At 70.7% G+C, this 11615-nt stretch carries 9 protein-coding genes; all 9 read right to left on the bottom strand.

Features of this window, described 5'->3' with window-relative positions; translation table 11 throughout:
• Positions 1 to 304: 304 nt before the first annotated feature.
• The 9 genes from ACFWOG_RS22920 to eccD all read right to left on the bottom strand — a co-directional run bounded on the left by ACFWOG_RS22920 (position 305) and on the right by eccD (position 11413).
• Positions 305 to 1990, bottom strand: coding sequence for a ribonuclease J (locus ACFWOG_RS22920; protein ID WP_329877570.1), 1686 nt, complete (start codon positions 1988 to 1990; stop codon positions 305 to 307).
• A 173-nt stretch (positions 1991 to 2163) separates the two neighbouring features.
• Positions 2164 to 3063, bottom strand: a complete 900-nt coding sequence (gene dapA / locus ACFWOG_RS22915; protein WP_329877568.1) for a 4-hydroxy-tetrahydrodipicolinate synthase — start codon at positions 3061 to 3063, stop codon at positions 2164 to 2166.
• 239 nt (positions 3064 to 3302) lie between these two features.
• The gene (gene thyX / locus ACFWOG_RS22910) at positions 3303 to 4034 is read right to left on the bottom strand and encodes an FAD-dependent thymidylate synthase (protein ID WP_329952534.1); all 732 of its coding nucleotides are present in this window, start codon (positions 4032 to 4034) and stop codon (positions 3303 to 3305) included.
• Entirely contained in the window at positions 4031 to 4537 is a 507-nt protein-coding gene (locus ACFWOG_RS22905) for a hypothetical protein (protein ID WP_380360658.1), read from the bottom strand. Before ACFWOG_RS22905 ends, thyX begins: the two co-directional genes overlap by 4 nt.
• 25 nt (positions 4538 to 4562) lie before the next feature.
• Positions 4563 to 5309, bottom strand: coding sequence for a 4-hydroxy-tetrahydrodipicolinate reductase (gene dapB, locus ACFWOG_RS22900; RefSeq protein ID WP_329877562.1), 747 nt, complete (start codon positions 5307 to 5309; stop codon positions 4563 to 4565).
• A 14-nt stretch (positions 5310 to 5323) separates the two neighbouring features.
• A complete protein-coding gene (locus tag ACFWOG_RS22895; protein ID WP_380360661.1) occupies positions 5324 to 6700 on the bottom strand; it encodes a M16 family metallopeptidase in 1377 nt (458 codons plus the stop codon).
• An 86-nt stretch (positions 6701 to 6786) separates the two neighbouring features.
• Positions 6787 to 8994 (bottom strand): polyribonucleotide nucleotidyltransferase, encoded by a 2208-nt coding sequence (locus ACFWOG_RS22890; protein ID WP_329877558.1) that lies wholly within the window; start codon positions 8992 to 8994, stop codon positions 6787 to 6789.
• A gap of 471 nt (positions 8995 to 9465) precedes the next feature.
• Positions 9466 to 9756 (bottom strand): 30S ribosomal protein S15, encoded by a 291-nt coding sequence (gene rpsO, locus ACFWOG_RS22885; protein ID WP_329877556.1) that lies wholly within the window; start codon positions 9754 to 9756, stop codon positions 9466 to 9468.
• 196 nt (positions 9757 to 9952) lie between these two features.
• Positions 9953 to 11413, bottom strand: coding sequence for a type VII secretion integral membrane protein EccD (gene eccD, locus ACFWOG_RS22880; RefSeq protein WP_380360654.1), 1461 nt, complete (start codon positions 11411 to 11413; stop codon positions 9953 to 9955).
• Positions 11414 to 11615: the final 202 nt, after the last annotated feature.

Genomic DNA, 11615 nt, shown 5'->3' with positions numbered 1-11615 from the left:
TTCTCAAGGAACGGACACTTCCTTCAGGCGGCTTTCACACCGACCCTCCGGGCGCTTCGTTCTTTCGTGTTTCCAGCTTACCAGACGTTTTCCGCTCCGTTTTCCGGAGTTTCATTCATCCGATTTGCTTCGGCCTTTCGGCGCTCCCGAACTCTAGCAGAGTTTTTCGGGCCGTTTTCCGCGCTCCGTTCTCGAATTTCGTTCGAGAACTTCTGCCGGGGCCGTCCCGTGGGGCAACCCGGAGAACATTACGCACCGGGCTGCCCCACGTCAAACCGAGGTCAAGGGGTCGCGAGCCGAAGGCTCAGACCTCGACGACGACCGGCAGGATCATCGGTCGGCGGCGGTAGTTGTCCGCCACCCACTTGCCGAGAATCCGGCGGACGAGCTGCTGGACCTGGCGGACCTCCAGGACACCGTCGCCGGCCGAACGGTCGAGCGCCTCCTGCAGCTTGGCCGTCACGGGGGCGAACGCGGCGTCGTCGATACCCGAGCCACGGGCCTGGATGCTCGGGCCGCCCACGATCTTCCCGTTGGTGGAGTCGACCACCACGAAGCAGGAGATGAAGCCCTCCTCGCCGAGAATCCTGCGGTCCTTGAGCGAGGCCTCGGTGATGTCACCGACCGAGGAGCCGTCCACGTACACGTAGCCGGCCTGGACCTTGCCGACGATCCGGGCGACGCCGCCTTCCAGGTCGACGCAGACGCCGTCCTCGGCGATGACCGTCCGGTTGCGCGGCACGCCGGTGGCGATACCGAGATCGGCGGCGGCACGCAGGTGACGCCATTCACCGTGGACCGGCATCAGGTTGCGCGGCTTGCAGATGTTGAAGAAGTACAGCAGCTCGCCGGCCGAGGCGTGGCCGGAGACGTGCACCTTGGCGTTGCCCTTGTGCACGACCTTGGCGCCCCAGCGGGTCAGGCCGTTGATGACCCGGTAGACGGCGTTCTCGTTGCCCGGGATCAGCGACGAGGCCAGGACGACGGTGTCGCCCTCGACGATGCGGATCTGGTGGTCGCGGTTGGCCATCCGGGACAGCGCGGCCATCGGCTCGCCCTGCGAACCGGTACAGATCAGCACGACGTCCTTGTCCGGCAGGTCGTCCAGCTGCTTGACGTCGACGACCATGTTGCCGGGGACCTTCAGGTACCCGAGGTCGCGGGCGATGCCCATGTTGCGGACCATCGAGCGGCCGACGAACGCGACCTTCCGCTTGTACTCGTGCGCGGCGTCCAGCACCTGCTGGATGCGGTGCACGTGGCTCGCGAACGAGGCCACGATGATGCGCTTGTCGGCGTTCGCGAAAACGTTTCGCAGCGCGACCGAGATGTCGCGCTCGCTCGGGATGAAACCGGGGACCTCGGCGTTGGTGGAGTCCACCAGCAGCAGGTCCATGCCCTCCTCCGCCAGCTTGGCGAAGGCCGGCAGGTCGGTGAGGCGGCCGTCGAGCGGCAGCTGGTCCATCTTGAAGTCGCCGGTGGCGACGACCATGCCGGCGGGCGTGCGCACGGCGACGGCCAGCGCGTCCGGGATGGAGTGGTTGACCGCGATGAACTGGCAGTCGAAGGGGCCGATCCGCTCGCGGTCGCCCTCCTTGACCTCCAGGACGTACGGCCGGATGCGGTGCTCGGCGAGCTTCGCCTCGATCAGCGCGAGCGTGAGCTTCGAGCCGATCAGCGGGATGTCCGGGTTCTCCCGGAGCAGGAACGGCACGGCGCCGATGTGGTCCTCGTGGCCGTGAGTGAGGACGATGCCGTCGATCTTGTCGAGGCGGTCCCGGATGTAGGTGAAGTCCGGGAGGATCAGGTCGACGCCGGGCTGCTCGTCCTCCGGGAAGAGGACGCCGCAGTCGACGATGAGAATGCGGTCCCCGTACTCGAAGACCGTCATGTTGCGGCCGATCTCGCCGAGACCGCCGAGCGGAGTGATACGCAGGGCGCCCTGCTTGAGAGCGGGGGGTGCGCCGAGTTCGGGATGCGGGTGGCTCAAAAGACTCTCCTCACGGCGCACGCCATATGCCCGGGGGTCCTCCCCCGCGAGACATATGGCGTGCGTACTCAGTGTCGGTTTTTCCTACTGGGTCTGTGCATTCGCGCCTTCGGTCCGGTCCAGCGGCGAACCCGTGAGGGTCCGGCGAGCCGGGGCGCGCACGTCTGTGTCTGTTACAGGTCTACCCCGCCGGCGGCGAGATCCTTCTTCAGTTGCGCGATCTCCTCGGGAGTCGCGCCGACGAGGGGCAGCCGCAGCGGCCCGGACGGGTGTCCCTGGAGCTCCAGTGCGGCCTTGGTGAGGATGACGCCCTGCGTGCGGAAGATACCGGTGAAGACCGGCAGCAGGCGCTGGTGGACGGCCGTGGCCTTGGCCACATCGCCGGACAGGAAGGCCTCGACCATGGCCCGCAGCTCGGCGGCGACCAGGTGTCCGACGACGCTCACCACACCGACGGCTCCGACCGACAGCAGCGGCAGGTTGAGGATGTCGTCGCCGGAGTACCAGGCCAGGTCCGAGCGGGCGATGGCCCAGGCGGCGGCGCCGAGGTCGCCCTTGGCGTCCTTGTTGGCGACGATCCGCGGGTGCTCGCCGAGCCGGACCAGGGTCTCGTGGCTCAGCGCGACACCGCTGCGGCCGGGGATGTCGTACAGCATGACCGGCAGGCCGGTGGCGTCGGCGATGTGCGTGGTGTGCCGGTACAGGCCCTCCTGCGGGGGCTTGCTGTAGTACGGCGTGACGACCAGCAGGCCGTGCGCCCCGGCGGCCTCGGCCTGGCGGGCCAGGTCGGCGCTGTGGTGCGTGTCGTTGGTGCCGACGCCGGCCACCACGTGTGCCCGGTCCCCCACCGCCTCCACCACCGCGCGGACGAGCCGGGCCTTCTCGGCGTCGCTGGTGGTCGGGGACTCGCCGGTGGTGCCGTTGACGACGAGGCCGTCGTTGCCCGAGTCGACGAGGTGCGCGGCGAGGCGCTGGGCGCCGTCGAGGTCGAGGCCGCCGTCGGCGGTGAACGGGGTCACCATCGCGGTCAGGACCCGGCCGAAGGGCGTCTGGGAGGTGGAGGTCGGAGCCATGCGTCCAAAGCTACTCGTAGGCGGTGGGGCGGTACCCAGGCCGGTCCAGGGTTCGGACAGGTGCGCCGCTCGGGCGGCCGCACCGGAGGCCGCGCCAACAGCGCGGACATGGGATTCCGGTGCTGCGTGCTCGGGGGTTCAAGCAGCACCGGAATCCGTGTTCACGAGCGTAGGGAGAGGTCAGAAATGCCGCAATCCAGACATGCTCGATACTCCGCCCATCTGCTCGTCTTCGCAGGTCAGGGGGCGACCCGGCCGTGCTTCTCGAAGGCCGCACGGGTGAGCGGCATGAGCTCGGCCCACCGCTCCTCCATCTGCTCGGCCACCATCTCGATCTCGCGCTGGGGGAACGACGGGACCGCCGAGTTCTCCCGCTTGGTGCGCAGCGACAGGAAGTGCATCAGCGAGCGCGCGTTGCAGGTCGCGTACATCGAGGAGAAGAGACCGACCGGCAGCACCGCACGGGCCACCTCGCGGGCCACGCCCGCGTCCAGCATCTCCTGGTACCGCTCGTACGCCTCGCGGTAGGCGGCCTCCATCGAGGCGGTGACGGTCCTGTGCTGCTCCGCCGTGCCCTCGACGAACTCGTACCGGCCCGGGCGGCCCTGCTGGACCAGCTTGCGCTCCTCGGCGGGCACGTAGAAGACCGGCTCCAGCTCGCGGTAGCGCCCGGACTCCTCGTTGTAGGACCAGCCGCTGCGGTGGCGGTGGAACTCGCGGAAGACGAAGATCGGCGCGCTGATGAAGAAGGTCATCGAGTTGTGCTCGAACGGCGTGCCGTGCCGGTCCCGCATCAGGTAGTTGATCAGGCCCTTGGACTTCTCCGGGTCCTCCTGGAGCGCCTCCAGGGACTGCTCCCCCGCCGTCGAGACCCGGGCCGCCCAGATGACGTCCGAGTCGGCGGCGGCGCTGCGGACCAGGTCCACGGTCACGTCGCTGCGGAACTGGGGGGCCGTCGTGCGGTCGCTCACGCGTTACTCCTCGCGGATTCGGTGGTGCCGGTGGTGCCGGTGGTGCCGGTGGTACTGGTCGCGCCCGCGGTGCGGTGCAGCCGGATCGCGTGCTGCATGGTCTTGCGGGCGCGCGGCACGTCGCCCGCGTCGGCGTACGCGACCGCCAGGCGGAAGAAGACCCGCCAGTCCCCCGGGGCCGCCTCGGCCTCGGCCCGGCGACGGGCGAACACCGCATCGGCCGAGGCGCGGTCGATCCGCCCGCCGGTGGTGCGCTTCAGCTCGTCGACCGGCAGGCCGCCCTCGGCCTCCAGCTCCTTGGCGAGCCGCTCGCTGTACCGGCCGAAGCGGACCGTCTGGCGCAGGAACCAGACGCCGATCACCGGGACGACGAAGGCGCAGAGGCCCAGGCCGATGCCCAGCGGCTTGCCGGTGGCGAGCAGCTGGACACCCTCGCCCACGCAGACCAGGGCGACCAGCAGCAGGACGCCGGAGAGGACGAAGAAGCCGGTACGGGAGGTCACGACGCGCTCCGGGGGGCGGACACGGTCACAGGTCCAGGAAGTGTTCGAGGCCGAGGGTCAGCCCGGGCGTCTCCACGACCTTGCGCACGCCGAGCAGGATGCCCGGCATGAAGCTGCTGTGGTGCAGCGAGTCGTGGCGGATGGTGAGGGTCTCACCGGTGTCCCCGAACATCACCTGCTGGTGGGCGAGCAGGCCGCGCAGCCGGACGGCGTGCACGGGCACGCCGTCCACGTCGGCGCCGCGGGCGCCGGGCAGGCCGTGCGTGGTCGGGTCCTGCTGCGGCGGCCGGCCGGCCTCGGCGCGGGCGGCGGCGATCAGCTGGGCGGTGCGGGTGGCGGTGCCACTGGGCGCGTCGGCCTTGTGGTCGTGGTGCAGCTCGACCACCTCGACCGACTCGAAGTACCGGGCCGCGGTCTGGGCGAACTTCATGCCGAGCACGGCGCCGATGGAGAAGTTCGGCGCGATCAGCAGGCCGAGCTCCGGTGCCCCGTCGAGCCGGCCGCGGACGGTGGCCAGCCGCTCGTCGGTCCAGCCGGTGGTGCCGGTGACCACGTGGATGCCGTGCTGCAGGCAGTAGTCGAGGTTGTCCATCACCGAGTCGGGATGGGTCAGCTCGACGGCGACCTGCACGCCGGCGTCGGTGAGCTCGGAGAGCTCCGACCCCCGCCCGAGGGTGGCGACCAGCTCCAGGTCCGGGGCGGCCTCGACGGCCTTGACGGCCTCCGAGCCGATCCGCCCCTTGGCGCCGATCACGGCGACACGCAGCGTCATGGTGAGATGTCCCTTCAGACCAGCAGGTCGGCGAGCCGGGCGGCCCGCTTGTCGTTGATCGGACCGATCAGCGCGAGCGACGGCCGGTGGGCACCCAGCACATCACGGGCCACGGCGTGCACGTCGTCCAGGGTCACGGCCGCAATCTTCGCCAGCATCTCGTCCACCGACAGGTGGTGGCCGTAGCTGAGCTCCGCCTTGCCGATCCGGTTCATCAGCGAGCCGGTGTCCTCCATGCCGAGCACGGTGGAACCGGAGATCTGGCCGACGGCGCGGTGCAGCTCCTCCTCGGTGATGCCCTCGGCGACCACCTTGGCGAGCTCCTCGCGGCAGATCCGCAGCACCTCCTCGACCCGCTTGGGCTGGCAGCCGGCGTAGATGCCGAACAGGCCGCTGTCCGCGTACGAGGAGGAGTAGGAGTAGACCGAGTACGCCAGGCCGCGCTTCTCGCGGACCTCCTGGAAGAGCCGCGAGCTCATGCCGCCGCCGAGGGCCGCGTTGAGCACGCCCATCGCCCAGCGGCGCTCGTCGTGCCGGGGCACACCGGGCACGCCCAGCACCAGGTGGGCCTGCTCGGTGGTGCGCTGGAGCACCTCCACCCGGCCGGCGGTGCGCAGCGCCTTGACGCCGCGCCGGGCCTCGGCGGGGGCGGCCTCGGAGCGGGCCAGCAGCGGGGCGAAGGCCTGCTCGACCTGCTTGACGACCTTGCGGTGGTCGAGGTTGCCGGCCGCGGCGACGACCAGGTGCTCGGGCTTGTAGCGGCGGTGGAAGAAGCCGGCGATCTGGTCGCGGGTGAGCGACCGGACGGTCTCCTGGGTGCCGAGGATCGGGCGGCCGAGCGGGCCGGTGCCGAAGATCACCTTGGCGAAGAGGTCGTGGACGACGTCACCGGGATCGTCCTCGGCCATCGCCATCTCCTCCAGGATGACGCCGCGTTCGGCCTCGACGTCCTCCGGGCGGATCAGGGAGCCGGTGAGCATGTCGCAGACCACGTCGATGGCCAGCGGGAGGTCGGTGTCGAGCACCCGCGCGTAGTAGCAGGTGTTCTCCTTGGCGGTGAAGGCGTTCATCTCGCCGCCGACCGCGTCCAGGGCGGCCGAGATGTCCAGCGCGCTGCGCCGCTCGGTGCCCTTGAAGAGCAGGTGCTCCAGGTAGTGGGTGGCGCCGTTGAGCTGCGGGGTCTCGTCACGCGAGCCGACGCCGACCCAGATGCCGAAGGTCGCGGAGCGCACCGTCGGCAGGGTCTCGGTGACGACGCGCAGGCCGCCGGGGAGGACGGTGCGGCGCACCGTGCCGGCGCCGTCCGCGCCCTTGAGCAGGGTCCGGGTCGTGCCGGGGCGCTGCTTCGCCGCCGGGGCCTGGGCCACGGTGGTACCTCCGTAGAAAGCAATCCGTAGAGAGCATGGGGAGCGGGACAACAGGGTGCGGCCCGCACGCCGACGGGGGCGTGCGGGCCGCTGGGTCAGCTAGCGGCGCTTCACTCGGAAGCGGCCTCGCCGGCCTCTTCGCCCTCGACGACCGGGATCAGGGAGAGCTTGCCGCGCGGGTCGATCTCGGCGATCTCGACCTGCACCTTGGCGCCGACGCCGAGGACGTCCTCGACGTTCTCGACGCGCTTGCCGCCGGCCAGCTTGCGGATCTGCGAGATGTGCAGCAGACCGTCCTTGCCCGGCATGAGCGACACGAAGGCACCGAAGGTCGTGGTCTTGACCACGGTGCCCAGGTAACGCTCTCCGACCTCCGGCATGGTCGGGTTCGCGATCTGGTTGATCGTGGTGCGGGCGGCCTCGGCGGCCGGGCCGTCGGCGGCACCGATGTAGATGGTGCCGTCGTCCTCGATCGTGATCTCGGCGCCGGTGTCCTCCTGGATCTGGTTGATCATCTTGCCCTTGGGGCCGATGACCTCACCGATCTTGTCCACCGGGATCTTGATGGTGATGATGCGCGGCGCGTTCGGGGACATCTCGTCCGGGGAGTCGATGGCCTCGTTCATCACGTCGAGGATGTGCAGGCGGGCGTCGCGGGCCTGCTTCAGCGCGGCGGCGAGCACCGACGCCGGGATGCCGTTGAGCTTGGTGTCCAGCTGCAGGGCGGTGATGAAGTTGCGGGTACCGGCGACCTTGAAGTCCATGTCGCCGTACGCGTCCTCGGCACCGAGGATGTCGGTGAGGGTCACGTAGTGGGTCTCACCGTCGATCTCCTGCGAGATCAGGCCCATGGCGATACCGGCGACGGCGGCCTTCAGCGGCACACCGGCGTTCAGCAGCGACATGGTCGAGGCGCAGACCGAGCCCATCGAGGTGGAGCCGTTGGAGCTCAGCGCCTCGGAGACCTGGCGGATGGCGTACGGGAACTCCTCGCGGGTCGGCAGGACCGGCAGGATCGCCCGCTCGGCGAGCGCGCCGTGGCCGATCTCGCGGCGCTTCGGCGAACCGACGCGGCCGGTCTCGCCGACCGAGTACGGCGGGAAGTTGTAGTTGTGCATGTAGCGGCGACGCGTCTCCGGGGAGAGCGTGTCCAGCTGCTGCTCCATGCGGAGCATGTTCAGCGTGGTGACACCCAGGATCTGGGTCTCGCCGCGCTCGAACAGGGCCGAGCCGTGCACCCGCGGGATGGCCTCGACCTCGGCGGCCAGGGTGCGGATGTCGGTGACACCGCGGCCGTCGATGCGGACCTTGTCCTTGATGACGCGCTCGCGGACGGTCTTCTTGGTCAGCGCGTTGTAGGCGGCGCTGATCTCCTTCTCGCGACCCTCGAACTCGGGCAGCAGCTTCTCGGCGGCCAGCGCCTTGACGCGGTCCAGCTCGTTGTTGCGCTCCTGCTTGCCCGCGATGGTGAGGGCCTGCGCCAGCTCGTCCTTGACGGCGGCGGACAGCGCGGCGAGCACGTCGTCCTGGTAGTCCAGGAAGACCGGGAACTCGCCGGTCGGCTTGGCGGCCTGGGCGGCCAGCTGGGCCTGGGCGGCGCAGAGCACCTTGATGAACGGCTTGGCGGCGTCCAGACCGGCGGCGACGATCTCCTCGGTCGGCGCCTCGGCGCCGCCCTCGACGAGCTTGATGGTCTTGTTCGTGGCCTCGGCCTCGACCATCATGATCGCGACGTCGCCGTCCGGCAGGGTGCGGCCGGCCACGACCATGTCGAAGACGGCCGACTCCAGCTCGCTGTGGGTCGGGAAGGCCACCCACTGGCCGTTGATCAGGGCGACGCGCACGCCACCGATCGGGCCGGAGAACGGCAGGCCCGCCAGCTGGGTGGAGGCGGAGGCGGCGTTGATGGCCACCACGTCGTACAGGTGGTCCGGGTTGAGCGCCATCACGGTGACGACGACCTGGATCTCGTTGCGCAGGCCCTTGACGAAGGACGGGCGCAGCGGGCGGTCGATCAGGCGGCAGGTGAGGATCGCGTCCTCGGAGGGCCGGCCCTCACGACGGAAGAAGGAGCCGGGGATGCGGCCGGCGGCGTACATCCGCTCCTCGACGTCCACCGTCAGCGGGAAGAAGTCGAAGTGCTCCTTCGGCTGCTTGGACGCGCTGGTCGCCGACAGCACCATGGTGTCGTCGTCCAGGTAGGCCACGGCGGAGCCGGCGGCCTGACGGGCCAGACGGCCGGTCTCGAAGCGGATGGTACGGGTGCCGAAGGAACCGTTGTCGATCACGGCCTCGGCGTAGAACACGTTCTCTTCCACCTGGAAGATCTCCTCTTTCGTACGTTCTCCGGGAGAGCGTCCCCGCGCATCGTCTGCCGGGGGCCCCTGGCCCTCTTTCGCAGAGGGGGGCAGTCGGGCCGGTCTTCGATCGAAGCCTCCGGTGCGCCCCGCTTCGGTCTGCGGGGCTTCCGGCGGCCACTACCGAGGACCGGCGCCTCTCGACTGGCCGGGTCCGGGTTGGCGGTCCGCGTCTGGACGCTCTCTCGGATGCGGGCGGCTTCCGTTTGAAGCCTTCGTCCCGCGGGGGGTCTGGGGTCTTTCTGCCTGGGTGGCGCTCGACAGCGCCATCACCGGCATTTCCCACAACCCTACGGTGCAATCCTCGGGCACCTGGGGAGGTGCGCGCGAGTTGTTATGTTCGGGCGCCGCCAGGGGCGCCCCGGGCCATCGGCCGCAGCATACGCGCGAGGGGCGGCCCCCCGGTGTGGGGAGCCGCCCCGAGCGGCGGTCTTAGCGGGCGCCACCGGCGGCACCGCGGCGGATGCCCAGGCGGTCGACGAGCGTACGGAAGCGCTCGATGTCCTTCTTGGCCAGGTACTGCAGCAGACGGCGACGCTGGCCGACCAGGATGAGCAGGCCACGGCGCGAGTGGTGGTCGTGCTTGTGGACCTTGAGGTGCTCGGTCAGGTCCGCGATGCGGCGGGAGAGCATGGCGACCTGGACCTCGGGGGAGCCGGTGTCGCCCTCCTTCTGGCCGAACTCGGCGAAGATCTGCTTCTTGACGTCAGAGGCGAGAGCCACGTGCAACTCCTTCGAAGTGATACCAAGCGGTCCTGGTCTACGGCACAGGACTCTGTGAGAACTCGGTGTCGTGACGGGCGCGGCCGGCGGTCGGCGCCCCCGACGGGGGCGGACACACGGCTGCGCTCGGAGGCCAAGCGTACCAGTGCCGGTGATCCCGCCCGACGGCGGCCGGTGCCCGGCAGGACGGGGCGGGTCAGCCGGTGGCTCCGCGCACCAGCCGGTAGACGTCGAGGACCGCCAGCACCAGCGGGACCAGCGCCATCAGGGTCAGGCTGTCGACCAGGTCCAGGATCCGCCCCCAGAACGGGGAGACGCCGAGCCGGGGCACCACCAGGGCGATCGCGACGAGGACCGCGGCGCCGAAGGCGATCGAGGCGGTCAGCCAGACGGTGCGCAGGTCCGCACCGGTGGAGCCGACACCCGCGCGGAGGACGAACTGCGGGGTGTGCAGGGCGAGTCCGACGACCAGTAGGGAGAGTCCGGACAGGCCGGCCACGGTCAGGCCGAGGACCTGCGCGCTGTAGCGGAAGAGCCGGGCCCGGAGCATGGTGGCGAGCCCGAGGGCGAGGGCGAGCAGTTCGGGGAAGGTCCCGTCGGTGAAGCCCAGCACCGCGCAGGCGCCGACGATCACCGCGGCGCAGCCGCCGACCAGGCCCACCAGCACCTCGTGGCCGCGGCGGGCCTGGTGGGCGATCCGCTCGTACTGCACCAGTTCGGCGCGGTCGGCCTCCTCGTCGTGGTCGCGGCTGCGCGTGCGGGCCTGGCCGGGGGCGCTGAATCCGACGGGCAGCCGGGCGAAGCGGGCGGAGAGGCCGGGCAGGAAGCCGATCACGGCGACGGCGGTGACCCCGGTGACGGCGGCGATGTGGTCGGCCGGGGTGTCGGGCAGCAGGACGGCCGCGAAGGTGGCGAGCGCACCGGCGGCGGACAGGAAGGCGGCCGCGACGAACAGCGCGTCCTTCTCGGGCAGCAAACCGACCAGCAGGACGGCGACGACCAGGACGGTCACGCAGCCGGTGAGGAAGTGGAGCCGGCCGGGGCCCTCCAGGGGCGCGGCCGGGGCGAGGATCCCGCTGCCGGCGATCATGGCGTGCGGAAGGGCGCCGAGGCCGAGCGCGAGACCGGCCCAGGCGTCCCGGTAGACCCGGGCCCGCACACCGGCGAAGGCGGTGAGCACGACGGCGACGACGCCGGAGAGCACGCCGGGCAGGCCGTGCATGTCGTGACGCAGGTCGGCGAACCAGAGCACGAAGCCGAGCAGGGCGAGCAGCACGCCCGCGCCGGTCAGGCCGAAGGCCCGCATCAGTTCGGGGCTCCAGAACCGGCGGTCGGTCTCACCGGCGGTGGCGATGGCGTCGGCGACGTCGTCGTAGACGGCGGGGGGCAGCGACTCCGCGAACGGGCGGAGGCTGAGCAGGTCGCCGTCGCGCACCTGCTGGGCGGCGAGCGACAGGCTGCCGTCGAGGACGGTGCCGTCGCGGCGGACGAGGTGGAATCCGGTGGGGGCGCCGTCCGGCCGGGTCTGGTGGGAGAGCCGCAGCACCTCGGGATACACGTCCGCGAGCGGGATGTCCTCGGGCAGGGCGACGTCGATCCGGCTGTCCGGGGCGACGACGGTGACCCGGCAGAAGCCGGTGGTGGCAGAGGTGTTCATGACCCGGACCTCGCGTTCGCTCGACGCACTGGGCGCTCCCCCTCGTCGGCCCTGCCGACCTGCTGACCTTGCCGGTTCCGCTGATGGTTCTGCCGGTGATTCCGTCGGCGTTTCCGTCGGCGTTTGCGTTGACCGCGCGCCGTGCGCCGGCGGCCGGTTCGACCCGGTTCCGATCGCGGCCCGCGATCGGAACCGGTCCCCC

The organism is Kitasatospora sp. NPDC058406 (assembly GCF_042722765.1).
Classification (GTDB): Bacteria; Actinomycetota; Actinomycetes; order Streptomycetales; family Streptomycetaceae; genus Kitasatospora.
This window is presented reverse-complemented; position numbering and strand designations above follow the sequence as displayed.